The sequence below is a fragment of the Gammaproteobacteria bacterium genome (assembly GCA_014075255.1).
Lineage (GTDB): Bacteria > Pseudomonadota > Gammaproteobacteria > UBA4575 > UBA4575 > JABDMD01.
In genome coordinates this window covers 611,774-638,644 of the sequence record CP046178.1, presented here as the reverse complement: position 1 = coordinate 638,644, position 26,871 = coordinate 611,774, and the positions used below count along the sequence as shown (strand labels likewise).

Sequence of the window (26,871 nt, the reverse complement as noted above, 5' to 3'; positions counted from 1 at the left end):
CTATAACGCATAGAATATGCCTGTGGTTTATACACTAATATCTGTGTCTGCTTGATCACATATAACCCTGTGTTGTTTATTCCTTGATCAACGGGCATCTCATTAGCCTATTGGCTCATATTCTGAAATAAGGTGATTTCAGTCCCTGCGCGCATCACGATCATCTTAATTTCCGTTGCCGTCGATAATGTCTGCATTGCCTTAGGGCCTTTATTGGGTGCATCTAAGACGATGTCATTGATATTTACGACCACGTCACCTGGTTCCAAGCCAAGCTGATAAAACATATCTGTGTTTTTGCTAGGCGTAAGCTTATAACCCATAAATTTGCCATCTTCATTATTTTCAGGAATTGCGTTGATAAATTCCGTCAAACGCACAGGGTTTTTCATAATCTCTTGGCGAAATTGGCCCACTGTTTCGAAGTTAGTCTCATTTCCTGCAGGTTTAGTTTGTTGAATAGCTGCCTTAGTAGTTTTCTTTGTTTTCTTTTGATTAAATCCTTTGGCATTGGCACGAGGTAAACGCAAAGTTTCCATGCGTATATCGCGCTCTAAAATTACTCGATCAGAAAAAACAGCATGTAGTGTTGCGCCACCAGGCACATCATCACCTAATCCGTAATGCTTAATTTTATTTCCACCACTAGAAATAATGGCGTAGCCATAGTCCTTGCCTCCCGCGAGAACACCCAACAATTTTAGGTTGAGGGTGGTTTCAGGTGCATCTTTAACTTGTTTAGTAGAAGTAGCCGGGGCAGGTTTCCCCATTAGATGTAGTTGAGCAATCTTACGATCGTGATTAGTGCGTGGTTGTGGTTTTACATTGGTGTTAGTAGCGGTAGGAGTCGTTATGACTTTATTTGAGCCACTGTCAAAAAATCCTACAATTACCTTAGCCAAGGTAATTAAAATGAGTATAGCTAATGCAATGCTAACCCAGCGGGGCAGCTTCATTTCTATTTTAGGCCATAGATTGGTTAAGGTTGTAGCATCCATTCTTTATTTATTATGATCCGCTGCGTGGTTGAATGTATGTATTTAGGTTCATTTAAACTATCTAATCAATCTACTTGACAGCAAAAGCATGGTTAGCGTAACTTTCGCCGCCTCTGTTAAAGAAGAAATTCTTCAATAGGGTGTAAAACTCAAATATGTCCCCATCGTCTAGAGGCCTAGGACACTGCCCTTTCACGGCGGCAACAGGGGTTCGAATCCCCTTGGGGACGCCATAATTCTAGTTAAAAGCAGAATTATGAGCAGCTCTAAACTGACTCTTACCTCGACTCTAACTCACTCATTAAACATAGAGTTTTCTACTCTATTCAGATACTAATGCCCTGATGAGGGGTAGTAAATAGCTTATATTTGGTAGCGAAATTTCACACAGAATCAACGTCTATCTACGAATGAAAAATATATCTCGTACAGAAAATTTAAGAATTTCAATAAGCAGTTCTCTATTTAAATATTTTTAATAATAAAAAGCATCACTTAACCTCTATAACTTCATAAAATATCTAATAATATTGTTAGGAAATTACAATTTTTTTGGACATTTAGATGTCATTTACAGCAGACCACCCCCATTGGGCACACAACAATTGTGGACGAGTTTGATAAAGTCCTCAGTATAAGTAAATGTTAATATACTTAATTCAGAGAATAAGTAACCTGGGAGGGTGCGATGTCAGACACACTCGATATACAAAACATAGATCAAGAAACATTAAACAAGTGGTTTGATGAAAGACTAGAACAAAAACTTCAAGAACGTGAAGAGGCTAGAACACCTCAACTTTCACTTATTGCTACCAAAGGCACTATGGATATGGCCTATCCACCTTTTATTCTTGCCTCAACCGCAGCTGCACTAGGCTGGGATGTATCCTGCTTTTTTACATTCTATGGTTTAAATTTACTAAAAAAAGATCTTGATTTAGAAATTTCGCCGCTTGGTAATCCTGCCATGCCGATGAAAATGCCATTTGGACCTGATTGGTTTAAGAATGTGCAATGGAATATTCCTAATGCATTGAGTAGCAATATTCCTGGGTTTGAAAAATTTGCCACTTCTATGATGAAGCAAACACTAAGTAGCAAAGGTGTTGCGAGTATTCAAGAATTACGTGAATTGTCTATTGAAGCTGAAGTTAAAATGGTGGCCTGTCAAATGACCGTAGATCTATTTGGTTTCGAAAGAGAAGAATTTATTGATGAGGTAACAGACTGGGTAGGGGCTGCGTCTTTCTTACCTGAAGCACAAAAATCTGACATTTGCCTATTTATATAGATTAAAAAATTTGAAAAAAATCAATTTATTTATTTATATTTGTATCTTTTCCTGCGTCATAGTTGCATGTTCAAAAAACGTAGATGGGGAATTATTATTAAGCCGTGTAGTAAGTAAACAATTAGGTGACCAATTAAAAAGCAAACTAGTTGATACCCTTCAATCTGAGGGGCCAATTTCTGCTATTTCAGTCTGCAATATTGATGCAGTTAAAATTAGCACTGCAATATCAATCCGCAATGATCTAAAAGTAGGGCGCACATCACTCAAAATTCGAAACCCTGCAAACCAGCCAGATGCTTGGGAGACGAAACAATTGATGTGGTTTTCTTCTCAAGTGGAATCAAGTTCAGATTTAAAATCTTTAGAAATACATGAAGTGGTAGCTGAAAATAATAAAGAAGTATTTCGCTATATGAAAGCGATTCCTATGCAAGAACCTTGCATATTGTGCCATGGAAGCACGCTTGCACCGTCAGTAAAAGAAAGTATTAAGAATTTATATCCGCATGATCAAGCAACAGGGTTTGAGATAGGACAGATCAGAGGCGCGTTTACCGTTAAGATAAACTTATGATTTTAACTATTCAGTAATGACTCAATACTGCGGCTCCACTTGCTGCCATTCCTGATTATTTTGCTCTTGATCCATGTTCGGATCATAAAACGCGTCATCACTTTGAATGTATTCCCCATCTCTGTTAATCCAATATTGATCCGATCCAGAGTCTACTTGGTATTGTTCGCCGTCATATGGACTGGTAACTGTACTCTCATCGTTAATCGTATTTATTCTTTGTTGTTGCGCGCGATCACTAGCTGCATCTTGGTTACGATAAGTGCTCATAATTGAATCATTGACCGCGTCATTAGTTTCGCGATGAATTTGTTGTTGTCGGTCAAAATTTTGTTGGTTTTGTTTCATCCGTGCATTATGTTGTGACATGCTCTGATTAGACTTTTGTTGTTCACTCGTGTTGTAAGCTTGGATTTGTTTAGGATTATCTTGCGTGTTTACAATGCCATAGATTAATGCGGCTTTCGCAGATTCGAATTGTTCTGCAGGCGCCTCAAGGACTTTAAGCTGGTAGTACCAAAAAACACTACCTTGTCCATTGCTTACGGTTTCATCAACAATGACTAATACAGTATTACCATTCTCACTTTTCCATTCTGAACCTGCCGCATCAAAATACTCTTGTGACGGCATGCTTTTGTACAATTTATTGCTATAGGTTTTACTTCTTTGTGCAATTTCAGGTAGAGGGTATTGTTTTATAAATTTCATACCATGGTTAGTGAGTTGTGGCACAAGATCTTGTTCTATAATTTGTGCAGCACTGATGGGTGCGCGCATTTTCTGGCCGCTTTGTTGATATATCTGCTGCATATAAGGGTCGTCGCTGTAGGAAAAATTTCCACCTGTTCGGTAGTACACCTTTATTCCACCTGGACCAATCATGTTTGGATCGTCAGCAGTTTTTGGAACGTTCAATTTCCAGTTAACCGGCAGAGGCATGCGATGCATCTCCATGTTTCTGCTGGCATCCATAATAGACAACATTTGCAGATCTTCTGCAAATAAACATTGGCTCATAAATATAGAAAATGTTAGGACAATAAGTTTTACAATCATCATTTTATTCATACGTTTCCCCAATTATTTATAGAATAAAAAAAGGGGACATAAAGTCCCCTTTAATAATCGAGTTAGCAATAAGTTTATCCAAACATCTCTGCGGTCATATTGTTAAACCAACTATAGGCATATTGCACTTCACGGTTACGTGCGTCAGCAGAAGCATCCATTGGTGTTAAGCCACCTGCTATTTTTTCAATCTTAGATCGATCTTCTGCAAGTTTATATACTGCGACCACAGAAATTCCATAGTCTGGTGCAATTAAGCTGTAACAAGCATTAGCGTATGAGGTAGTAGGTGCATCATTACCTTGTAACATACTAATTACTGCCGCCGCGCAAGCTTTTGCTTGTGTGCTGGCCGCATATCCAGACTTTGGCATTCCGGTTGCGATACTTGCATCGCCAATTACATGAATATCTTTATGCTTCTTAGACTCGAAAGTACCTAAGTCCACAGGGCACCAACCAGAGTCATCAACTAAGTCAGAATCATGCGCAATCTTCGCAGCATGTTGCGCCGGAATAATATTCGCGACCGCAACTTTATGATCATCAAAGTCTGTGCTTACGGTCATTGCTTTAGTATCTACTGACTTCACGCCACCACCCGTGTCTGCAGCCGCTACCCATTCAATCATTTCACCATAGACATCTTTATAGCCTTGCATGAATAAACCTTGCTTAGAAAACTTATCTTTTGCATCAAGAATAAGAAGTTTAGATTTTGGCTTATGGTGTTTCAAATGGTGTGCAATTTGTGCTGCACGCTCATAAGGCCCTGGAGGACAACGGAAAGGGTTTGGAGGAGGGGCAATTACTACTAAACCACCATCATCCATATCCTCTAACTGCTTTCTAAGCAATGCTGTTTGCTTTCCAGCTATCCACGAATGTGGCATCACTTCTGCTGCCTCTTCACTGTAGCCTTCAATAGAACCAAACTTAAGCGAAATTCCTGGTGAAACTACACAACGATCAAATTCCAATGTTGTGCCGCCTGCAGTCATTACTTTGTGTGCTTCTGCATCAATCATAGTAACGGTATCTTGAACCAGTTTAATGCCGTGATCAGCCAAGTTATCGTAACCAAATTTAATCGTAGAAATATCTCGACCACCGCCTAAAACTTCATTGCTCATGAAACAAGTATGATGATCGGGTTTTGCTTCAACTACAGTTACTTCAATTGAAGAATCACCTTTAGCAATATATTTAGCGGCAATTAAGCCACCAACACCGCCACCCACCACCACAACGCGCTTACTAGCCGCGCTTGCGATAAACGGAAAACCAATTCCTGCTGTAGTTGCTGCAACAGTACCACTGGTAACTTTTAAAAAATTTCTTCTAGACAGTTTAGAACTTGCCAATTTTGAATTGTTTAATTTAGACATGTTATGACTCCTAAATACTCGGGTACTATTTTTGATTAGCATAAAATTGGATTAGATCTCTCACGGCTTCATCACCACTTGCCGCATGAGCTTCTTCCATTTGCTTTTTCATTTTCTTAGGCATATCTCGATCGCCACTGGCAAAATCAGCCATGGTGTATTCAAGATAAGGTACCCATTGACCGGCTAACACGCCAGCATCATCTTCAGCGGAACTTCCGCCATCTTCATGGCATTTCTCACAATGCGTCTCATGCAAGGCTGCACCAGCTTTTGCTTGGCCAGCATCAGCATTTTGATTCGCTCCTTCAAACGGCAAGTCAGCAAAATGCTTTGCAATGGTTTTTATTTCTGCTTCAGAATAACCTTTAGAAATTCGATTCATTACGGTAGACGTTCTAGCAAAAAATTCTACATCTTCAAGCTCTGCATCCGCTTCTATAATGGCGTCAACCTTGTCTTCGTCGTTATCATATTTATACGCCAACATTGCGGCAATGATGTATAGCTCCGACATCCCAGAAATTGTGGGTGTGGCAGGACCGGCACTAATGCCACCTGGCCCATGGCAACCCAAACATGTGTTTGAGAGCATTTCAGCGCTAGCACCTTCTGCAGCTGCGGGTGATATGAAACTTATACCAACGACAATAGTTAATAGAGTCGCGAGGATACGATGATTAAACATAGAACTTCTCCTGTCCTGGATCCATATTTGTTATTAATTTTGTAAAAGTCTTATAGAAAAACTAATTACTTTATGAAACTTTAGCACATAGAATTCACAGTATTTAGCGCTTTTCTATAGAAATATGCTGATTTAAATCAATATGCTAAGTTTTATACTCATTCCTCAGGTTCTTTCGGAACTTCATGCGCCATTCCTTTATGACAGTCTATGCATGTTTTGGTGCTACTGCCTTTAGCAATTTTCTTATGTTTTTTGCGTGCTGATCGATCTTGTTCTTTAAGATCCATTGCTGCGACAGTGTGACAAGATTTACATTCGCGAGAATCTGAAGCTTTCATCCGATCCCATACAGCATTGGCCATTTGCCACCGATGATGTTCAAATTTTTCTTCGCTATCTATCGTACCTATAATTTCATGCCAAACGTCTTTTGCCGCACGTAGTTTTGCGACTAACTTTGGACCCGTATCGTGCGGTACATGACAATCCGAGCAATTAGCGCGTACACCGTAAATATTGGAGTAATGCTTACTTTCCATCCATTCTTCTTTAACCCATTGCATAGAATGACAAGAAGTACAGAATTCAGTTTCATTAGTGGTTTCCAAAGTCATGGAAGAGGCCATCGCAAAAGCAAAGCCAACCCCTAATAAAACAAGGACAGATAATAATTTCATTAATTCTGATCCGAATTATTCAGGGAGAAAAAGAAAATTTTAAAAAACACTTTGTATTGATAGCAATTATTGTTTTAATTTGATTCATTGTGCCACTGGTGCATGCACATACCTAATTTATGTTGTCATTGTTGATATATTAAAAACTAATAAACTAATTCATAAGCAACGTAATTCAACTATCCTTAACTTTAAATAAAAATATTTTAAAGACGTAGTAAGTTTTAATATCTTAATAATATACTTTATACAAAAGATATAACTATATGTAATATATAGTTATATTAATAATTTAAGCTTACAATAAGTAAAATGAATTAGAACATAGTAATATAATAATATATTGTTATATTACTATGTTCTAATACTTAAAATAAACGCTAGATAACTAAATCTACATTACTGGCACTTAGATATAATGAAAACGATAATTCTTTTTGTATTTGGATTACTTGGTTGGTTGCTACTTACAAACTACCAAGTTGTATATTCGAAGGTAGCGAGCTTTACCCAACCTGCGCAGGAATCCGTGGAAGTAGTAGCTAACGTTGACGGAAGCATAAGTTCGGCACTAGAAGAAATCATTGAAGATGATACTTTTGAAGAAGAATTAAGTTCTGAAGATACTATAAAGGTTATGCAAGATGAGGCCGTCGAGCTTGTCGGTTCTGAAGAATCTATTGAGAAGTTAGAAATAGCAGAAGCGGCCACGACACCAGAAATTGAATCAGAAACAATTTTAGAAACTGCAGCGGAAGCAGCGCCAGAAACTAAACCAGAATTTAAAAAAGAAATTGAGCAAGAAGTAAATACAGAAACTGCTGCTAACAATACTGCTATGACAAGCCAAGTACCTGCGAACCATCCTTGGATGTCTCCACATTCAACCATGCCCATGCTTAATCAAAACATGATGAACCCAGGAATGATGCATCCTGGCATGTTTATGAACCCTATGGCGATGATGGCTCCTATGATGATGAGCATGATGGGCCCAATGATGAATCCTGCAATGATGATGAATCCAAACGCTATGATGAGTCATCCTATTAACAGTATGACTCATCCACAAAACATGAATACCATGATGATGACCATGGACCCAAAAATGATGTTTAGTATGTTTGGGCAACCCAGCAAAGAATATTTAGAAGGCGAAGTTCCAGATCAGCTCCCTGTAGTCTCCATTCCTGGAATGCCCACTCAAGCCTATCAATATTGGCCTAAAAATAAATTGTCCCCTGGCGTATCTCGCGAAGCAAAGAAAAACGCATTTCAAACGGCGATGGCGATGAGCCCGCTATCGATGCGCGACATGATGGGCATCATGGCTGAGAAAATACCCGTAGAAGAGGGCATTTCTTGGGATGACGCAGTTGAGGCGATGAAGTTACGTGCCAATGAAGTTAACTTTAAGTTTGTTGGTTCAAGTAAACTTTGGAAAGAAATTGAGGCAGTAACGGGCAAACCATCTGCAAAAGTTGAAATGTTTCGTTTTTGCGATGCAGAAGTGGCCAGAAATATTTTAGATGCGGTTCCTGAATTTATTGTGTTCTTGCCGTGCAAAATTGCTTTGCTTGAAGACGGTGAAGGTAAATTATGGGTAATGACCATGGATTGGGATGTAAGTTGGTTAGATTATTCGCAAAATCCAAATAGTCATTTAGCTAAAAGTATTCGTGAAGATGCACAACGTATTAGAGAAAACCTCCATTACATTATGGAAGGTGCTGCCACAGGCGATTTTTAAAATTAGTTCTTAATAAGTTTTAGAATTTAAATTAAATAGCGGAGAGTAATGATGTTAGGAAGAAATGAATTATTTCGATTAATAGCAATTGTTGCATGTTTAATCGTAGCGAGTACTGCAACAATACAAGCAGAAGAAAGCAATAACACCCAACCTAATATGATGGGCATGAGTTCTGCGATGCAAAAGTCAATGGACCCAAATGTCATGATGAAAATGATGAACATGATGATGGATCCCGAAAAAGCGATGTCTATGGAATCCTGCGCTGAGTGCCATGACGCGGAAACTGTTGCCCGTTATGCAAAAGACTATGGTCCAATGATGGAATCCATGAAGCCGATGATGAGCATGATGAATCCTCAAATGATGAATTCAATGATGGCCCCTATGATGGGCATGATGGCCCCTATGATGGGCATGATGAATCCTATGATGGGCATGATGAATCCTATGATGGGCTCTATGATGAACCCAATGGCGATGATGGGACCGATGATGGGCATGGGTGGAATGAGTTCAATGATGAACCCAATGGCGATGATGGGACCGATGATGGGCATGGGTGGAATGAGTTCAATGATGAACCCTATGACCATGATGAACCCAATGATGGGTGGAATGGGAATGCCAGGAGCGCAAAGCGGTAATCCAATGGGACAAATGCCAGGCGGTCAAATGATGGATCCAAAACAATACGAACAATGGTTTAGTCAGTGGACGGAAATGATGAATAATATGACGCAACATCCACAAACTAACCAATAAGCTGCTATATAAATTGGCAGCAATGAATTTAAACAAGCCATACATAGTTTTCTATGTATGGCTTTTTAGTATTTACCATTAACGCAAACACCTTTAAAGGCAGTTATATGCATTCACTACATAGTTTTACCCGATTAATCGTGATCACTAGCTGTTTATTCGCTGTCGGTATTTCATGCACACATGCAGATGAAGAAAAGAAAAACCAAACTCCTTCATCCTCTGACATGAATACCATGATGAACCCGATGATGATGGGCCAAATGAATGGAATGATGAATCCTCACATGTACATGAACATGATGGGCCCGATGATGAATCCTCATATGATGACATCGATGATGAACCCGATGATGATGGGTGGCAGTATGATGAACCCTATGATGGGCATGAACATGATGTATCCAATGATGGGCATGATGGGCCCTATGATGGGACCGATGTCAGGTGGTATGGGTATGCCAGGAATGGGTGCACATGGAAACAACGCTATGTCTCAAATGCCAGGTGGACAAATGATGGATCCAAAACAATATGAACAATGGTTTAATCAGTGGACGGAGATGATGAAAAATATGGCTCCTCAACCACAAGCTACTCAATAAACATTTTCCGTATAAGCACTGATAAAATGAATAATTATTTAGAAGATATTTTGTTTGTCGCCCCGATTGCAGCTATTTTTGCTGCTGGGATTGGTTTGTATTACATAAATAAATCAGACGAACCAGAAACATCAGCCAGTTCAATCACCTCTGTTTATAAGCATCCAACTTTATCTGGGAATACTGCTGCTTTTGCACCCGATGCTACCAAATATCAGAACTATACGATGTCTGAACCCTTTGCAGCACAAGCGCCTTTCGAATTCACGCCTGCAGCATGGTTGCAAATGATGAATAACATGATGAATAACACGCAAATGACTCAAATGATGCATCAAATGGCGGCTATGCCTACGCAAATGATGGCTCCAACCATGTGGGTAAACCCGCATGCCATGTTACCAAATGGTGTGGCAGCTCAAACCCAACAACCGATGGATCCAAAAGAGTACAAAAAATGGTACGAACAGCAATTAGAGCTACAGCAATCTGGTAGATAGATTTTAACAATCGATCAAATAGTTTTTAATTATTTAACAATCGCTTTAGTGCACATCACCAGTTGCATAGGTATAATTCGCGACTTTTACAATTAACGAGAAGACATTTTATAGATAAGCCATGGAAGAACTATCAAACCTTCATTTAGTAGCCTTGTTAGGCTTCTTAATCGCAATGGTGTTTGGTTTTGTTGGGAACAAAACACATTTCTGTTCAATGGGTGCTATCAGTGACGTCGTCAACATGGGCTCTAGAGGGCGCATGGGTGCCTGGTTTTTTGCTATTGGCATAGCCATTTTAGGGGTCCAATATCTATATTTAAGCGGACGGGTCGATATCGACGCATCCGTCTATCGTTCTCCAAATCTTTATCTTTTAAGTTATGTTTTGGGCGGTATCCTATTTGGTATTGGCATGACATTAGCCGCCGGATGCGGACAACGTAACTTAGTCAGAGTAGGCGGTGGAAATCTTAAAGCATTAATTGTGTTAATTGTTTTAGGCATTACTGCATACATGACGATGCGAGGTATTCTTGCAATTGTAAGACTTGAGTATATATATCCGATTAGCGCTGATCTCACTAATCAAGGCATAGATAACCAAGGATTGTTCAGCTACATCGGCGCATTGCTAAATATAGAAGATATTAGTTTGCTACAAAAAATTGGTGGCTTTGTAGTGGCCTTTGGGTTTATTGCTTATGCCTTCAAGCATGAAGAGTTTAGAAAAAGTTTTGATAACCTATTAGCAGGCATTGTAATTGGAGTTTGTGTTGTAGCGGCTTGGTATGTATCTGGTCACGTGGGTCAGGATGACTTTGATCCAATCACTCCGCAAGGCATGGCCTTTATTGGACCTGTAGGCAACACCATAAGTTACTTAATGACCTATACCGGTGCTGAAATTAACTTTGGTATTGCAATTGTATTTGGAATGATTTTTGGTTCGTTTATCTACGCAATCATTTCTGGCACGTTCAGAATTGAAACCTTCAGCAACAAATCTGAAATGGTAAATCATTTAGTAGGTGCGATGATGATGGGATTTGGTGGCGTACTTTCTTTTGGTTGCACAATTGGTCAAGGTGTTACAGGAATATCTACCTTAGCAATCGGTTCTTTCTTAACCTTAGCCTCTATTATTTTTGGCTGTGCGCTGACGATGAAAATTCAGTATCACATGCTAGATGAAAAAGGCTTTATGGGTGCGCTAGGAACAGGTTTAGCAGAGTTGCTAATTCCGTGGAAAAAGCAAGAAGCGTAAACGCTCCTTGCTTATATCTTAAGGTTTAAATTATTTAAACTTATTTATTAATGTACCTGGGTTTATTTGATTTGGGCTTCGCCTATACCCGATTCGCCAAGATTATCGGTCCAAGTTATTTTAACGGTGTCGCCGGCATTACCGCCTTCAAACTCAAAAGACCAATAAGGGTTTTTTGAAACCCCCGTTCCCCATTCGGCGGAGATGATCATTTCGCCATTTAACTCAGCTTTAACTTCTTTAATAAAGTGAGCAGGGATTAATTCACCCGTTTCCTTATCTTTTCGACTACCCGATTCCATAGTGTGGTACATAATAGCTTTAACGGTTGTAATGCCATCTTTTAATTTTGCTCTAATTTTCATTTCATCAGCCATTTTTCTTATCCTCTATTATACTTATGGGCTTAAACGCAGCCGCCAGCAGTTACTTTAACTGCGCTTTTGCTGGTATATAGTTTTCCATCCGCTTTAACAATTGCTACAACATTTGAAGACTCACGTAATTTAATGCGCGTAGATACAAATGGTTTAGATTTGCCATGAAAATAGAAACGAGAGATCCAAGGGCGAGGGTTCTTGTCACCCAATATACTGATCCACTCAACGTTGTCTAAATCGGTAGATACTTTTACAGGAACCGTTGCACCATTTTCAGCAATTTCAGGCGCATCCAGTGTGACGTTCCCTTCTTGCATTTCCGCATCACCAATTAGTCCTTTAAGTGCAGGTTCATATTCGGTTTCATCAAAAGCAGCGGTCGGATATTCTGCAAATGCAGACTGTAGAAAAGTGGCTTTGCCAAGAACAGCAAATACACCTGAATACAAGCTACCTTGAATAAATTTTCTTTTTGAAATATTCATGACATCCTCATCATTTATTAAAATTTGAAATATTTGTGTGTTAGCTAGCATTAAGCTAAAAACGTAGTATATGTGCTTATTTGACGATATTTTAACATGTAAGTTCCTGTTCTATTTAATAATTCAGTGGAAAATAGAATGTTAAATCATGTTAATTTAACCCTGATATTTAATTTATAGCACAATACTTGTTAATTCTGACAATTTACTAATTTCTTTATCTGCCTGATAGGGTAAATGCTCTGGGGTTCGTTTATACCGATTGATCCACACTGAGTTAAAACCATACGAAGCAGCACCGGCAATATCCCATGAATTTGAAGATACAAAACAGATCTTATTTCGAGGCAAAGCGAGCTTCTCTTCAACAAATTCATACACAGCAGGGGATGGCTTGTAGGTCTTAATTTGCTCTGTAGAGTATATTCCGTCTAATAGATTATCTAATCCAGCATTCTTTAGGGCAGAGCTTAATTTTTGTGGTGAGCCATTAGATAAAACGGCTGTAGTTTTACCTGCATCTTTCAATGCTTGTAAGACATCTTTTACATCAGGATAGCAATCTAACTTTGAATGTGCTTCAAGAATATTTTTCTTAATCGCAGCATCTTTTACACCGTACACATCGCATGCAAATTCAAGCGCGTATTTGCTAATTAAGTCGTAACTCGTATAACGATTCATTAAACTGAGTTGCGAAGAATATTGAAGACGTTTTGATCGCCATAATTTATAAATTACTAATGCATGCTCGCCAAGTTGATCTTTATATTCTTCAAATGGAAGATAAGTATCTAAGACTGCGCCGTATGCGTTAAAAACAAATGCTTTATTTTTTTCCATTATATTTATTCTGTACCAATTAATTTAAGCGTTTATTAGATTGCTAATCTGTACGCCAACTTCATCGTATAGATCACTAAACTAATTATTTATTTATAAATAAAAAAGCCCCGACAAATATACAATAATCTATCGAGGCTTTAAGGGGGAGGCTGTTCTACTCTAGTTCCGGAGAGTCAAAAACATCCCAGTGCTTCCCAGCATTTAATTTTATTTAGCTGAAGTTGCATCGGCTACAACAGGGGCTGTGTTGTACATGCCTTCAAACATTTTCTGGAAATTAGCTGGATTCATCATCCAAGCAGTGCTTTCTTGCTGCCATTTAGGATCAGCCATTTTTGCCATGGGAGCCGAATAGAATGCAGGGTTCATCATTGTAGTCATCCACTGGTTATAAAGAGCAGGATTCATGTAAGCATTCATTGTGGTTTGGTAGAACGCTGGATTCATCATTGCAGTCATCCAGTTCATATACATTTGTGGATTCATGAATTGACCCGATGCAGCCATCATCGATGCAGGGTTTGTCATGTTAGCCATGATTTCATTCCATTGCTTTGAATCCATGCCGCACTCCATCATGCTTTGTGCTGTTTGTGGATTGCTCATTAAAGCAATAATTTGCATAAATTCAGTTGGATTTGCCATTGCTGCTGCTAGGGCTTGTGGATCTGTATAGGCTTTCATTTTGCAGTCAGAAGCATTCTCAGCTATATCTTGATTTTCTGCATTATTAGCTTCACCAAAAACTACTGTAGATAAACCTACTAATAGGATTAAAGCGAAAGCTGATAGCGTGTATTTAAAAGAGATTAAAAATTTGCTCATGACTACTTACTCCGGTTAGTTTTAATATAGTATTAGTACATACTAATATAATATTATTCTAATGGAATTAAATATAACTAATCAGTAGATAAATATCCTTTAATTATCATTTAAAACAATAGGTTAAAAATAATGCATATTTCTTATGGATTCTCATCTATTCTGAAAGTTATACAAATATAACCATCAGAAGGTCTTAATTAGGTTGTATTCAATGAATAAAGCAAACATTGATAAGCTAGCAGTAGATTGACAGTAATTGCAGAGAACTTATATAGGGCGTTTATATATTCATATACAACTACGCATAATATATATTATGTTAAATATTATATATATAGGCATTACATAGGCTTAAATTCATCTTATCTAGCCTATTCTAAGAATTTCCAGCAAATTCACCATTTAATGGCTTATACACTACCAACCAATTAACTAGACATTATCCTTTAACTAAATATTGTTAGAGTTCTAGCCATGTTTAAATACTTTGCTCCAAAAGTTTTAAAGCTTCTAACTATAGTTTCTCTAGTATTAGCATTCCTTGTGCTTAGTAATATTTATACTTACAAACGCCTGGTAGCTGAAAAACCTATCGCACAGCTAACATTTACTCCTGTCAGTATTCAAGAATTTGACGCAACACTAAGATTAGGTAATTTCTGTGAAGAAAGTATTTATAGAATTTATGGAGATGAATGGCGCATCGATTCACAGTTTCTAAAATGGAAATCATGGGCTACTTTGTTTGGTTTAAATGCCATGTATAGAATTGACAGACTATCAGGACGCTATTCTAAAATAGAGGATGAAAAAACAAAGAATCATAGTGCCCATGATCTAAAAACTACCTCTACACTAGACTTAGCCAAGGTGGCAGATCGTTATAAAAATAAATTTCCCCCCGTGGATACGGTATACGGCAGCTCTGCTTATAAAAATATGAAGCCCAATACTTTATATACTGTATTTGTTACACAGTCTGGTATTTTGATCCGTGAGCAAGATCTTTCAACTATTACTCCACAAAATGAATGTGTCGTTGGAAAATCACAATGGAAAGATACCATTGTTGGCCTAGATCAGAAGTTAGTTAGTCTAGTAGGCTCAATTAAGTAGTTAGACTAGTATTTTCCAACCACATCAAAGAACCAACCATCACTCTCATAATCTTGATCCGTTAGATCATCATCAAAGTCTGTAAAGTTATATCCTGCACCTACTTTGAAGTTATTGCCTATATGGCCATAGGCGCCCACTAGGAACCCAAGTTTATCATTGTCCTCAGATTCAGCTTCTAACCAGCGATATTCAATTAACGCATCCCACTTCTTAATGAAATGATAGCGTGATCGTATAACGGCTAAATGCGCACCAGACTCAAACCATTCGCCAGAACCGCGAGAAAAGCGCACATCCCCTTCACGATGAGCATATTTGGCACCTACTTCCCATTTCTGATTTAGATCATATAGGCCTTCAAGTGAGAAAATATGACTTCGCTCATCAGTAGTTGAATCCTCTTGCCCACTCGTTCCCAAATCATATAGGTAGGTATATTTCCCCAGCACATTTAAGCGATCGTCAAATGCAGGTCTATAAGCAAAGCCTAAATCAAATTCTGCGTACTTTGCTTCATCATTTTTATTGCGATCGCTATGTGTGGCAGATAAATCTAATTTACCAAGCAACCTTAGGCTTTCACTCTTTTGCCATTCAACCGTGTTACTGGTTACCCACTGGCTATTATCCAGATCTGATGTTTGATCATCATCTTCACGATATTCAAGTACTGTTCCAAATCGAACTGAATCATTCTTAAATCTTGCGCCAATGGTAGCGGCGCGCCTATCTACGTCGCCTGTACTGAGCTCTACATCATTGGTTTGCAATGATGCGCTTAAACGCCATTCTTCTGTTACATCATAATCAAGACCATACGTGCGTCCAATGCTTTGCTCGTCATCCCCTTCCCCAAACTGACTTTCGGAATATATTTGCAAACCGTTTTGTAACTTTCGCTTTGTTCCGAAGGTATATTTATTTGCTCCACTATCTGTACGATCTGGATCAACTGCATAACTTCCATAAAGCTCTAAGCCGCTTGCCGTGGTGTAATTGGTTCCAACTTGTGTCGCAGCACCTTCACCAAAACCAGCATTAATACTGATATTTGAATTGGGTGTTACCGCATACTCACCACCTAGAATAAATGCTTCGCCACGATCACCTGTAAAGACCTCGCCTTTTAATGCAAGTTTGGAAGTAACTTGTCTGCTTGCGCCTACTGTGAAACCTGCATTGTCTTGATATTCGCCACTATCACTCAAAACAAGTTGCCCAGTTGTATACAGCTCTGTTTCACGGTTGAATTTGTAACGCAAACCTAGGCCACCTAATGTTGCTTTACTATTACCAAACGTATCATCGTCTTCGTCTTCATGACGTAATTCAGCACCTACCGTTAAGCGATCCGATAATGAATAATCTGCCTGAATACTCGCAGTGGTTAATTCATTAATACTTTCTTTATCAAGATTCGTAATTCGTGTGCTCAATGTTAAGTTTTGTGTGGCACGATATTCACCCTCTAAACCAATATCACTGGTTTCAATTCCATCATCGATTCTTGCTGTAGATGAAAATCCAGCGTCACGATCTTTCCACCAAGCCATGAGATAACCTTCATGCTCATTGTCTGTCATTTCAGCAAAGTTAGCGCGGGCTTCAATACCATACGCTTCTGCTTTACTATCTTGGTCATCAACCGTAGCTTGTTGACCGAAACTAATACCGCCGTTATTAGATATCAGGCTTTGGCTCGTTTGTATCGCATCGCTTTCTGCATACTCGAGCTTAATGTACGTGCCCTTACCTGCTTTCAATGTTACATCAGCACCCTTCAACTCATAATCTTCACCATCACGCTCTTCACTGACATAGGTTCCACCAAGGCCTATATATTTGTTCAACCAAGCCTTACCACGAAGGCCTGCCGTAACATCATCTGCATCAAAACTATCCGGGTTGTATTCATAATCTACCAATAAGAATACATCGTCACCTTCAAGTGGCTCATCACGAATTATTGATGGGCCATTACCAAAATCCACTTGAGTTAACGGACGGGTAAGAATAACGCGACCTTGTAGGTAGTCAATGTCGTAATCTTCACCTTGCGTTAACGTAATATTTTCTGTGACCTGTTCCGTGTCACGATTTCGCACTTCCACCCATATTTTTTCAGAACCTTGCACGACCTCAGTATTTCTTAAGTAGTAAAGTGATCCACCAGTCGCTATAAATTCATTATGGGCTGCAACATTTTGTGCCTGCGATGCAAATGCATGAATTTCATGCTTATGATCACCAAAATCAGTTGTGTTTATATTTCGGTGCTCTACTTTGGCTCCATATAAACTACGATTGTATTGCGCAAACTCTGTTCCTGTAATATCGGTATTGTAGTTACCCCACAACGCCATACTCTTATCCCAATCCACACGAAGATAGAACATTCCTTGGCTATCGGTATCATCAATTGTGATCGAATCATCCCCATACACTGCATAGTATTGATCAGGATCTAATTGGCGGAATATGCGGCTAGGATCTTCATCATCTAAACGATCACCTAAATTATGTAATTCATCTTCGGTGGTATCCAATTGGGCTGTGATTAAGTATTTACCCTTTACCTTGCCTTTCAGATAGAACGCTAAGCGGCCATCAATCCAAACATCTTCATCAAAGTGATCATCTTCACCCAGTGCTTCTACGCTACCAGACAAATTATTTTCACCCACTGTGAGATTGGCTAACCCGACCATAAAGAAGTGCTCTCCCGTTACATCGACACTCAGGTCACGATCCATGGTTTCATCAATTCCATCACTCACATTTATAGCAAATGTATGCGTTCCAGTAGGTAGATGCTGTTCAGTAGCAAAAGTGCCTTTATGAGAAATTGATACCATTAAGTCGCCAACTTTCAACACATGGCTTCTATTGATTCCACTTCCATTAATACGCACACGTGAGCCATGAATTGGAATTCTTTGATTATTAAGACTTGATTTTCCAATCAAACCATTAGCAATTTGAATACGTTGCTCTTCGGTTAAAGGTTCGAATCCGTTTAGATTGTCATCTATAACCGCAATACGTTTTGGAACGGTTTCATCCATTCTATTTTCTGCATCGTATACACGCAGCACGTACCAAAGTGATTTTTCTAACAAAATTCCTTGATTAAAACTGAGTGTATGAATTTGTAGGAAATTATTTCTATCACCTTTAATCGTTGCAATGGGATTTATTAAATCAAAATCAGAATCGTTATAAACATCCACTTCCCATCTCTTTAAAAATGCTAGGTAGTTGCTGTAGCTGTTGAATGTTACCGGAGATGAAGTGCCATTCTCATTTATGCTTACGGCACTATGAAATTGAATATCAAGTCTTGGATCTACTTTAGATGGATCTTCTACCACCCACACTCTTCCACCACGCGGTAGCTGTACATCACTTCTTCCAGCCGCAACTCGTTCACTAATCGTTTTGGTAGTCCGCTTTATTACTTTTTCATCATATAGTACGTTTATCTCTACTCTTCTATTTTGTGCCATACCGGCTAATGTATTATTAGTAGCGATAGGGTCATCTGGCCCGCGACCAGATATTTCTATGCTGCTGCGATTTATGTTTAATGCTTCACTTAATTCATTTGCTACTTGATCGGCTCTAGCGTTAGACAAACCATAGTTGTCTGAAAATTTTGCAGCAGTTCGTTCCGATAATCGCTGTATATCGGTATGCCCAATAACACTTATTCTTACATTATCTTTGCTAGACAAACTATTTATCGCGCGTTGCAGCTGTTTAATATAACTATCAGGAATGTCCGCTTTACCCGATTCAAAATGAACTGGGTCAACGATGCCCGTAAGCTCGCGCGTTTCAATCACTTCTTCTTCTCGCACTACTTCACGTTCTTTCATTAATTTTTTATAGACAGGATCTTGCTTAGGTAATTTCACCCCAAAATTAATCTTACTCATCAATCCTTGAGTAATTCTCAATACTCTAGGATTTTCAGTTGTAAACTCAGAACCCTCAGGAAGAGTTGATGGGTCTGCTTTAAGTATGAAGTTACGCCCTCTTTCCCATCTTCCACCATCAATGTCTGCCAAGTGATAACGGCCGTATTCATCGGTTTCAACCAACAATCCTTCAACAGTTGCTAAACGAACGCCAGGAATTCCTGTCTCGTGAATTCCATAGTTGGTAATGATGAGGTCCATACTTCCATTACGAATGGACGAGCTTATGCGCAGATCTTGTGCCGTTAAACCTTTAGATTTTTTGCCAACATGTTGTTCAGTTACCTTACCCGTATGATCAACTAATAAAATGGTACCTTCGTCCGTTGTTATTTTCACTGGTACAGATTTATCTGCAGGAAGTGCAACCGATATACTCGCTTGATGATCCTCAATTGGGTCTGTGTGATCAGCACGACCCGTTAAACTTTCTACTTGTTGACCTATTCCTTCATCACCTTGTACTTTTACAACAATATTGGTTGCATTAGCATTATCTTGCCAGCCATCTTCATCACGATCCGCATAAACTTTACCAATGATTGTAGCTTTTTCTAAAATAGGATCTTGAGACACCTGCACTGAAGCTTGAGTGGTATTACATAATGGAATTCTATTTTCATTAAAACACTGTGCAATATTTTCGTATGTGCCTTCAACCACTCCAGAACTTACTTGTAAGAAATAACGAACTAATAATTCTTCACCAATTGCGAAGTCTATGTCTTCAAAAGTTATTGGATCTGTACCTGTCACGACCGCACTTGTAACTACATCATCACCTGTGTCGAGTACACCATCCGTTCCAGCGCGAATCAGAACCGCAGATCCATCTACGTAGCTAAAGCCGCCAGGTATATTATCCTCTATATCTATATCCGTTAGCGGAACCGGTAACGTGGCTCTAGCGCGTATTTCATATTGCGCTAAACTTCCTATCGTGACTGATTCATCTGCAGCTATTTTTCGCAATTGAATTACGGTCGTTGCACAATTAGTTACAGGTATATTATTGTTTAGCATCAGTTGATCTCCTGGATCAATCGTAAATGTGTCATACCATGGGGTATTAGCACCAACCGTAAAGTCTGCTAAAAATCCAGATGTACCGAGTTCATCACTACCAATTATTAATGGTGGACCCGCTACTATTGGATCAATTGGTGTAGGATTTACAGGCCTAGTTACGCTTAATATAGTCCCAGGCGGAGGTGTAACGGTCATTGTATACAAAGTGCCTACAGCAACCGGTAAAAAATCTACTTGGTACTCTCCGGTAGAGCCATCTGCACCTACGTTAACGATACCACCAGCAAAAGCGATTGAACCACCAGTTAATATTTGTCCCGTATCTTCACAGTAGAAAAACCCAGTAGGATCCACTAATGGTGATATAAAAGCATTGTCTTCATCATCTTCACTTTGATCGCCATCATCATTGTCTGGAGTCGAGTCCGGATCCAGTTGATCACTGGCACTGACTTGTGCGGTGTTTAAGTATTCATTTGCCGTGCCGGTGGGTGTAAGTACATCCGCCGTAAACGTTACGGTCGCACTCTCGTTGACCGCGATGTTGGCAATCGACCAGTTGATGGTGTTGCCGGTGGCGACTCCTGCGTTACTAATGTTGGCAATGTTGTTGTAGCCGGCAGGTACCACATCACTGATGCCTACATTGGTGGCGGCATCCGGGCCGGCGTTGGCTACATTAATCGTGAAGGTTACGGTGTCGCCTACATTCGGGGTCGCGTTGTTAACATCTTTGGTCAATGATAGATCCGCACTGCCTTGACCCACGTTCGGCACCACCACCGCATTGTCTTCATCATCTTCACTTTGATCGCCATCATCATTGCCTGGAGTCGAGTCCGGATCCAGTTGATCACTGGCACTGACTTGTGCGGTGTTTAAGTATTCATTTGCCGTGCCGGTGGGTGTAAGTACATCCGCCGTAAACGTTACGGTCGCACTCTCGTTGACCGCGATGTTGGCAATCGACCAGTTGATGGTGTTGCCGGTGGCGACTCCTGCGTTACTAATGTTGGCAATGTTGTTGTAGCCGGCAGGTACCACATCACTGATGCCTACATTGGTGGCGGCATCCGGGCCGGCGTTGGCTACATTAATCGTGAAGGTTACGGTGTCGCCTACATTCGGGGTCGCGTTGTTAACATCTTTGGTCAATGATAGATCCGCACTGCCTTGACCCACGTTCGGCACCACCACCGCATTGTCTTCATCATCTTCACTTTGATCGCCATCATCATTGCCTGGAGTCGAGTCCGGATCCAGTTGATCACTGGCACTGACTTGTGCGGTGTTTAAGTATTCATTTGCCGTGCCGGTGGGTGTAAGTACATCCGCCGTAAACGTTACGGTCGCACTCTCGTTGACCGCGATGTTGGCAATCGACCAGTTGATGGTGTTGCCGGTGGCGACTCCTGCGTTACTAATGTTGGCAATGTTGTTGTAGCCGGCAGGTACCACATCACTGATGCCTACATTGGTGGCGGCATCCGGGCCATCATTGTTGATTGTAATGGTGAAGGTTACCTGTTCACCTACCCAAGGCTGGGAATTATCCTCACTCTTATGAAGTGATAGATCGGCAACTTGATCACATATATTAGTGTCAGGAACAACCGTTGCATAATCTTCGTCATCTTCACTTTGATCGCCATCATCATTGTTTGGTGTGGAGTCCGGGTCTGGCTTATTACTATAGGTTACTTGGGCTACATTTTTATACTGATCAATCGCTTTGCAGTCAGGCGTGTTAACTTTTGCATAGAATATAAATGTTTGAGACTCGTAAGCATCTATCCATTGTCCTTTCCAGGTAATAGCATTTCCACTTAACGTTCCGCCATTATTTATATGATTAATATGGCTGTAACCACTTGGCACAACATCTTCAATCGAATAATCTGCACCTTTTGGCCCTGCGTTATTAACGGTGATAGTAAATGTAACTACCTCGCCTATTTTTGGTGTGTGATTATTTACAGTCTTATGAAGTGATAAATCTGCCAGGTAGTATTTACTATTGCTAGCTACTAGTTGCCCTGTTTTAGTTGGCCACGGACTAGCATCGTTGATATACACCAACGATTGCTCTAATTCTTTTTCCACTGACCAGTTTACTAATTGAGTCTTGTTATGAGACCAAACATTAGTAACAGCAAATACTGTTATTAACGCCAATAGCAAACGAGAAACGAACAGCATCGCTCTCATTCTTCCCTTCCTGAATTTTCTTATATTTATTTATTTTTGTGGATTTATATCCACTTATAATAAGTACATGATAATTTACTTTATCTGTTAATAACAATTAGATTTATGTAAAAGTTTGAAACAAGCTGCAACATTAGCTAGCAAACATAAGTCACTAATTACTAACATTTAAACAAATGGGCAAAAAATAAACGATTAGAAAATAAAGGAATTAATAAACAATAGATAGGTTAAGGATATTTAGATGAGCAGAAATTTAACGCATAAAGTCAGAGCAATATTTTAGAACATGCATTCATAAATAAAATAATTAATTAACTCATTTTTATTAATGTTAATCCATTCTAAATAAATTTATTTAATCAAATTCCTTTAAATATGATTTCGCTAAGAAAAGTGTACTCATTAAAAGGAACAGCAAGGAACTAAGAAAGAAATTATCTCTGTTTTTCAAAACACATTCGCAGTACATGACTGTAGCAGCTCAATCCAAAATATATTCCTGTGGTAACTACTACGAATGTTAAAGCTTCAGCAGCCTGTAACCAGGCTACTGAAGTAACATTAATTTATATTTAGAATTTATAAACAGCTTGTAGGCTAAGAATATTAACATTCGGATCTTCATACTCGCCAACTAGATTACTAGTTGCCATATCACCTGCAATTGGGGTTGCAAGATTTACTTCAGCATCATCTATTAATATATGTGTGTATCCCACATCTAACTGTAGATGATCGTTTGGATGATAACTTGCGCCAATTGCAAACCAATTTCTGTCTTCGTCCGGAATTCGAGGAGTTCGATCACGATCATTTGTTGGCGATTCATCAAACATATAACCTGCGCGGAATGTCCATTTATCAGAGTAGAAATAGTCCACTCCAATATTTGCTGAGTAAACGTTATCCCAATTTAGCTCAAGAGTAGAATCTGGTAGCCCATCTGTTTGAATAACAATTTCTTGAAGTCTATTCCAACGAGTCCATCGAAAACCAAGAGACAAGCCCCATTTATTTATTTCTTTATAAATTCCTGCATGTATTGTTTCTGGTAGTGTCGCTCTTGCAGAAACATCGGCTGAGAAGTTTCCTCCTAATGTTGGCACTCCCGTAATATCGTTCTCATCTCCATCTAACTTATGAGCGATCTTGGATCTGTATCCAATTCCGGCACGAAAAGTAGGATCTGGATGATACATAAATCCAATATTCCATCCATAAGACCAATCATCTCCTTTAACTTCACTAAAACCATCTGCGCTTGCTGGGAATGGTGGAGCAGGTGGAACTGCCGGGCCATTCGATAGCGCCTGACTTAATGTAGCTTTAGCATACTCAGCTACTAGTCCTGCGCCAATTGAAAATGAGTCCGAAACTTTATATGCAAGTGAAGGATTTATGTTAACTGTAAGCAAATCAGATTCTTTAGCTTGGTATCTTCCCACCCAATCACGATCATAATCTGTTGCGAGACCAAAAGGCGCTGTAATTGAAAACCCATATACTATTCTATCCGTTAAATCCATTTTGAAATATAAATTTGGGACCACTCCAAATGTAGCACCATCATCGTTAGATCCTCCATTTGGCGAAAGAACCGGTATACCAAATCCTCTAAAATCTAAATTGGTTGCTCCATCATCAGTAGAAAACCTAGATTTACCATCAATCAAATAACCCGATACCTGAATTTGAGTGCCCTCTTTCAAGGTCAAACCAGCTGGGTTATAAAAGGCATTCGAAAGATCGTCGTTGATGACACCAAATCCAGCAAAAGCACGCCCTAGACCAGTTCCGCTTTGCTCACTAATTTGAAAACCTGCACTAAATGCAGTGGATGACATTATTAAAACAAGAATGGAAATAAGATAATAATTGGCTTTATGCAGCAATTGAGTTATGGCTCTCATATACTCCTCCGTATGGATAAGCTAAATCTTTATTATTGACTTACAGACTTATTAGCTAGCTCTATTGTAACAAAATTTAGACATAGACATAATTTTATATTCTATGAATTATCAATGATTTAACATGTTAATCGTAAAATTTACACATATTAACTGTTAAGTATTTTTTTATAATTATGCGCAAACTATCTATCATAATTCCGGTGTTAAATGAGGAGCCATTCTTTTCTAAACAGCAAAATTACTTAAAATCTTTTTCAAAGTTAGGACATGAAATTATTGTAGTAGATGGCGGCAGCACCGATGGATCAATTGCAACAGCAAAAAAACTTGGTTGCAAATGCTTAATCACAAAAGCTTCACGTGGCTTTCAGCTGCATGCTGGTGCAAATGCAAGCTCAAATGATATTCTTGTATTTTTACATGCGGATACCATATTGCCACAAACAGCGATAGACGATATTGAAACGTCGTTCAAAAACACAAATGCAAGCTGGGGACGATTTAAAGTTGCCTTCGACAATGAAAAACTAATATTTAAAATTATCGCATGGTTCATGAATAATCGTAGTTGTATCACAGGCATTGCAACAGGTGATCACACGCTTTTTATAAAACGTGGAACTTATTTTGACAGTGGTGGCTTTTCAGACATATCAATCATGGAAGACATTGAGTTATGCAAGCGATTAAAGAAGTACTCTAACCCGTTGTGCCTGATGAGATCTGTAATTACTTCGAGTAGAAAATGGGAAAAACACGGAATTATAAAAACTATCTTATTGATGTGGCGTCTTCGATTACGTTATTTCTTAGGTACTTCTGCAGATAAATTAGCTAAAGAATATTATTCATAAATGAATAAAGAAAATATTATTATATGTTTTTGCAAGCACCCTGAGCCTGGATTAGTGAAATCTAGACTGGCCAAAGATATAGGTGATAAATACGCAGCAGAAATCTATAAACTATTACTTGATGAAACCTTAAAATCTATCTTTAACATTGGAGCCGAAGTTTATTTATACTGCTATCCAAATGCAGACCATCCAATTCTCCAGCAATATAAAAATAAATATGGACTTACTTTAAAGCAACAGTGTGATGGCGATTTAGGCATGAAGATGTTTCACGCTATAACTAATCATTTAAATGGAAATAACAATGTAGTACTGGTTGGCTCAGACTGTCTTGAGATAAATGCCAGCTATATTCAAAACACATTTGAATCACTGAATTTAGGTAATGAAATTGTATTAGGCCCGGCAATTGATGGCGGCTATGCATTAATTGGCGCTACGAACCTTAACATTTCAATTTTTCAAGATATTGCTTGGAGTTCAAATGAAGTTTTAAAGCAGACGGTAGAAAAAATAAATGAATTAAATTGGAAGTATAGTTGCCTTAATAAAGTAAGAGATTTAGATACTTTAGGAGATTTCCAATACTTTTCTACACACAATGATTATCAGGACTTCTTCAAACGCTTAAGTTCACTAATGCACTAACTAGCAATAGCGATACTCTCAAATTCAGCAACAGACTCAACTGCCGTATCAATCACCTCTAAGCCTGCATCTTTTGCATATATATGTTCACTTAAATAACGCCGCCAGGCTCTCGCTCCAGGTAATCCGTTAAACAATCCAAATATATGCTGTGCAAGTATTTTTAGTGGCACACCATTATCTAATTCTGATTGAATATAAATCTTGTATTGATCTAACACATCAAAACGAGACTTTGTACTTGCTGGAGTATTGAAAATTATTTCATCAATGTCGGACAAAAAATAGGGGTTGTCATACACTTCTCTTCCTACCATCACGCCATCAAGCTCATTTAAATGGCTTAATATTTCTGTTTTATTTTTTAAACCACCATTCAGAATGAATGTTAACTCAGGATAGTCGTGTTTGAGTTGATAAACATATTCATAATGAAGTGGAGGGACTGTTCTATTTTGTCTTGGACTCAGTCCTGATAGATGGGCTTTGCGTGCATGCACAATGATTGTCTTACAACCTGCTAGTGCAATTTTCTCAACAAACTGCTGCAGAAATTCATAACTATCTTGATTATCCACACCGATTCGAGTTTTAACTGTGATAGCTGTACTGGCAACTTCTTGCATAGATTTAATGCAATTTGAAACAATATCTGGCTCCAACATTAAACAAGCGCCAAATTTGCCTGCTTGCACTCTATCACTAGGGCAACCAACATTTATATTTACTTCGTTGAACTTATATTCCGCTGCTAGTTCAGCACATTTCGCCATATCAGATGGGTTGCTACCCCCTAGCTGTAATGCAACTGGGTTTTCTTCCTTATGCAGCTTAAGCCATCGATCGCGGTCACCATAAATAAGTGCACCTGTGGTAATCATTTCGGTATAAAGCAAACATCGTTTAGATAGAAGGCGCGCTAAATAGCGAAAGTGTCTATCTGTGCAATGCAGCATTGGTGCAACAGAAAACTTGTGAGAATCTTCCAT

The 26,871-nt window shown here is 39.0% G+C and carries 21 protein-coding genes, 1 tRNA gene and 1 pseudogene; 11 read left to right on the top strand and 12 right to left on the bottom strand.

Annotated features, from left to right (window positions below; translation table 11 throughout):
* Positions 1-107: 107 nt before the first annotated feature.
* Positions 108-998, bottom strand: a complete 891-nt coding sequence (gene gspC, locus GKR92_03240; protein ID QMU60757.1) for a type II secretion system protein GspC — start codon at positions 996-998, stop codon at positions 108-110.
* A 157-nt stretch (positions 999-1,155) separates the two neighbouring features.
* Here gspC and GKR92_03235 point away from each other — a divergent pair.
* The 3 genes from GKR92_03235 to GKR92_03225 all read left to right on the top strand — a co-directional run bounded on the left by GKR92_03235 (position 1,156) and on the right by GKR92_03225 (position 2,869).
* Positions 1,156-1,231: transfer RNA gene (locus GKR92_03235), tRNA-Glu, on the top strand.
* A 455-nt stretch (positions 1,232-1,686) separates the two neighbouring features.
* Positions 1,687-2,292, top strand: coding sequence for an NADH-quinone oxidoreductase subunit F (locus tag GKR92_03230; GenBank protein QMU60756.1), 606 nt, complete (start codon positions 1,687-1,689; stop codon positions 2,290-2,292).
* Complete coding sequence (locus GKR92_03225; protein ID QMU60755.1) at positions 2,240-2,869, top strand: DUF3365 domain-containing protein; 630 nt, start codon at positions 2,240-2,242, stop codon at positions 2,867-2,869. The genes GKR92_03230 and GKR92_03225 overlap by 53 nt, the downstream gene beginning before the upstream one ends.
* Before the next feature lie 21 nt (positions 2,870-2,890).
* Here GKR92_03225 and GKR92_03220 read toward each other — a convergent pair whose 3' ends face one another.
* From GKR92_03220 to GKR92_03205, 4 genes are all read right to left on the bottom strand, one after another.
* Positions 2,891-3,940: a hypothetical protein gene (locus tag GKR92_03220; protein QMU60754.1), complete on the bottom strand. Its 1,050-nt coding sequence runs from the start codon at positions 3,938-3,940 to the stop codon at positions 2,891-2,893.
* 74 nt (positions 3,941-4,014) lie between these two features.
* Positions 4,015-5,328 (bottom strand): twin-arginine translocation signal domain-containing protein, encoded by a 1,314-nt coding sequence (locus GKR92_03215; protein ID QMU60753.1) that lies wholly within the window; start codon positions 5,326-5,328, stop codon positions 4,015-4,017.
* A gap of 25 nt (positions 5,329-5,353) precedes the next feature.
* Positions 5,354-5,923: a cytochrome c4 gene (locus GKR92_03210; protein QMU62700.1), complete on the bottom strand. Its 570-nt coding sequence runs from the start codon at positions 5,921-5,923 to the stop codon at positions 5,354-5,356.
* A 251-nt stretch (positions 5,924-6,174) separates the two neighbouring features.
* Entirely contained in the window at positions 6,175-6,696 is a 522-nt protein-coding gene (locus GKR92_03205; GenBank protein ID QMU60752.1) for a hypothetical protein, read from the bottom strand.
* Positions 6,697-7,114: 418 nt separating this feature from the next.
* Between GKR92_03205 and GKR92_03200 the strand changes: the two genes are divergently transcribed.
* From GKR92_03200 to GKR92_03180, 5 genes and pseudogenes are all read left to right on the top strand, one after another.
* Positions 7,115-8,446 (top strand): DUF302 domain-containing protein, encoded by a 1,332-nt coding sequence (locus GKR92_03200; protein QMU60751.1) that lies wholly within the window; start codon positions 7,115-7,117, stop codon positions 8,444-8,446.
* A gap of 429 nt (positions 8,447-8,875) precedes the next feature.
* Positions 8,876-9,079, top strand: a pseudogene (locus tag GKR92_03195) (hypothetical protein).
* Positions 9,080-9,267: 188 nt separating this feature from the next.
* Entirely contained in the window at positions 9,268-9,819 is a 552-nt protein-coding gene (locus GKR92_03190; GenBank protein QMU60750.1) for a hypothetical protein, read from the top strand.
* Positions 9,820-9,845: 26 nt separating this feature from the next.
* Positions 9,846-10,319 (top strand): hypothetical protein, encoded by a 474-nt coding sequence (locus GKR92_03185; protein QMU60749.1) that lies wholly within the window; start codon positions 9,846-9,848, stop codon positions 10,317-10,319.
* A gap of 121 nt (positions 10,320-10,440) precedes the next feature.
* Positions 10,441-11,586 (top strand): YeeE/YedE family protein, encoded by a 1,146-nt coding sequence (locus GKR92_03180; protein ID QMU60748.1) that lies wholly within the window; start codon positions 10,441-10,443, stop codon positions 11,584-11,586.
* 62 nt (positions 11,587-11,648) lie between these two features.
* Here GKR92_03180 and soxZ read toward each other — a convergent pair whose 3' ends face one another.
* From soxZ to GKR92_03160, 4 genes are all read right to left on the bottom strand, one after another.
* Positions 11,649-11,963, bottom strand: coding sequence for a thiosulfate oxidation carrier complex protein SoxZ (soxZ, locus tag GKR92_03175; protein QMU60747.1), 315 nt, complete (start codon positions 11,961-11,963; stop codon positions 11,649-11,651).
* A gap of 29 nt (positions 11,964-11,992) precedes the next feature.
* Positions 11,993-12,502, bottom strand: coding sequence for a thiosulfate oxidation carrier protein SoxY (soxY, locus tag GKR92_03170; protein ID QMU60746.1), 510 nt, complete (start codon positions 12,500-12,502; stop codon positions 11,993-11,995).
* Between the two features lie 123 nt (positions 12,503-12,625).
* Positions 12,626-13,294, bottom strand: coding sequence for a haloacid dehalogenase type II (locus GKR92_03165; protein ID QMU60745.1), 669 nt, complete (start codon positions 13,292-13,294; stop codon positions 12,626-12,628).
* Positions 13,295-13,504: 210 nt separating this feature from the next.
* The gene (locus GKR92_03160) at positions 13,505-14,122 is read right to left on the bottom strand and encodes a hypothetical protein (protein ID QMU60744.1); all 618 of its coding nucleotides are present in this window, start codon (positions 14,120-14,122) and stop codon (positions 13,505-13,507) included.
* A 477-nt stretch (positions 14,123-14,599) separates the two neighbouring features.
* On the opposite strand from GKR92_03160, the gene GKR92_03155 reads away from it, so the two are divergent.
* On the top strand, positions 14,600-15,241 hold the full coding sequence (locus GKR92_03155) for a hypothetical protein (protein ID QMU60743.1): 642 nt from the start codon (positions 14,600-14,602) through the stop codon (positions 15,239-15,241).
* A 5-nt stretch (positions 15,242-15,246) separates the two neighbouring features.
* Here the strand turns inward: GKR92_03155 and GKR92_03150 are convergent, their stop codons facing one another.
* On the bottom strand, positions 15,247-22,461 hold the full coding sequence (locus GKR92_03150; protein ID QMU60742.1) for a DUF11 domain-containing protein: 7,215 nt from the start codon (positions 22,459-22,461) through the stop codon (positions 15,247-15,249).
* A gap of 575 nt (positions 22,462-23,036) precedes the next feature.
* Positions 23,037-24,374, bottom strand: coding sequence for a transporter (locus GKR92_03145; GenBank protein ID QMU60741.1), 1,338 nt, complete (start codon positions 24,372-24,374; stop codon positions 23,037-23,039).
* 176 nt (positions 24,375-24,550) lie between these two features.
* Between GKR92_03145 and GKR92_03140 the strand changes: the two genes are divergently transcribed.
* Both GKR92_03140 and GKR92_03135 read left to right on the top strand, forming a co-directional pair.
* Complete coding sequence (locus tag GKR92_03140) at positions 24,551-25,231, top strand: glycosyltransferase (GenBank protein QMU60740.1); 681 nt, start codon at positions 24,551-24,553, stop codon at positions 25,229-25,231.
* Positions 25,232-25,882 (top strand): DUF2064 domain-containing protein, encoded by a 651-nt coding sequence (locus GKR92_03135; GenBank protein ID QMU60739.1) that lies wholly within the window; start codon positions 25,232-25,234, stop codon positions 25,880-25,882. It abuts the gene before it with no gap.
* Here the strand turns inward: GKR92_03135 and dusA are convergent.
* A complete protein-coding gene (gene dusA / locus GKR92_03130; GenBank protein QMU60738.1) occupies positions 25,879-26,871 on the bottom strand; it encodes a tRNA dihydrouridine(20/20a) synthase DusA in 993 nt (330 codons plus the stop codon). The genes GKR92_03135 and dusA overlap by 4 nt on opposite strands.

What these genes read in the sequence shown, in the direction of transcription:
- GKR92_03135 (QMU60739.1), top strand. Translation starts at nt 25,232, where the DNA reads ATGAATAAAGAAAATATTATTATATGTTTTTGCAAGCACCCTGAGCCT.
- GKR92_03185 (QMU60749.1), top strand. Translation starts at nt 9,846, where the DNA reads ATGAATAATTATTTAGAAGATATTTTGTTTGTCGCCCCGATTGCAGCT.
- soxY (QMU60746.1), bottom strand. Translation starts at nt 12,502, where the DNA reads ATGCTAGCTAACACACAAATATTTCAAATTTTAATAAATGATGAGGAT.
- GKR92_03190 (QMU60750.1), top strand. Translation starts at nt 9,268, where the DNA reads ATGTATGGCTTTTTAGTATTTACCATTAACGCAAACACCTTTAAAGGC.
- GKR92_03210 (QMU62700.1), bottom strand. Translation starts at nt 5,923, where the DNA reads ATGCTCTCAAACACATGTTTGGGTTGCCATGGGCCAGGTGGCATTAGT.
- GKR92_03180 (QMU60748.1), top strand. Translation starts at nt 10,441, where the DNA reads ATGGAAGAACTATCAAACCTTCATTTAGTAGCCTTGTTAGGCTTCTTA.
- GKR92_03140 (QMU60740.1), top strand. Translation starts at nt 24,551, where the DNA reads ATGCGCAAACTATCTATCATAATTCCGGTGTTAAATGAGGAGCCATTC.
- GKR92_03150 (QMU60742.1), bottom strand. Translation starts at nt 22,461, where the DNA reads ATGAGAGCGATGCTGTTCGTTTCTCGTTTGCTATTGGCGTTAATAACA.
- GKR92_03145 (QMU60741.1), bottom strand. Translation starts at nt 24,374, where the DNA reads ATGAGAGCCATAACTCAATTGCTGCATAAAGCCAATTATTATCTTATT.
- dusA (QMU60738.1), bottom strand. Translation starts at nt 26,871, where the DNA reads ATGGAAGATTCTCACAAGTTTTCTGTTGCACCAATGCTGCATTGCACA.
- soxZ (QMU60747.1), bottom strand. Translation starts at nt 11,963, where the DNA reads ATGGCTGATGAAATGAAAATTAGAGCAAAATTAAAAGATGGCATTACA.
- GKR92_03165 (QMU60745.1), bottom strand. Translation starts at nt 13,294, where the DNA reads ATGGAAAAAAATAAAGCATTTGTTTTTAACGCATACGGCGCAGTCTTA.
- GKR92_03215 (QMU60753.1), bottom strand. Translation starts at nt 5,328, where the DNA reads ATGTCTAAATTAAACAATTCAAAATTGGCAAGTTCTAAACTGTCTAGA.
- gspC (QMU60757.1), bottom strand. Translation starts at nt 998, where the DNA reads ATGGATGCTACAACCTTAACCAATCTATGGCCTAAAATAGAAATGAAG.
- GKR92_03205 (QMU60752.1), bottom strand. Translation starts at nt 6,696, where the DNA reads ATGAAATTATTATCTGTCCTTGTTTTATTAGGGGTTGGCTTTGCTTTT.
- GKR92_03155 (QMU60743.1), top strand. Translation starts at nt 14,600, where the DNA reads ATGTTTAAATACTTTGCTCCAAAAGTTTTAAAGCTTCTAACTATAGTT.
- GKR92_03200 (QMU60751.1), top strand. Translation starts at nt 7,115, where the DNA reads ATGAAAACGATAATTCTTTTTGTATTTGGATTACTTGGTTGGTTGCTA.
- GKR92_03160 (QMU60744.1), bottom strand. Translation starts at nt 14,122, where the DNA reads ATGAGCAAATTTTTAATCTCTTTTAAATACACGCTATCAGCTTTCGCT.
- GKR92_03230 (QMU60756.1), top strand. Translation starts at nt 1,687, where the DNA reads ATGTCAGACACACTCGATATACAAAACATAGATCAAGAAACATTAAAC.
- GKR92_03220 (QMU60754.1), bottom strand. Translation starts at nt 3,940, where the DNA reads ATGAATAAAATGATGATTGTAAAACTTATTGTCCTAACATTTTCTATA.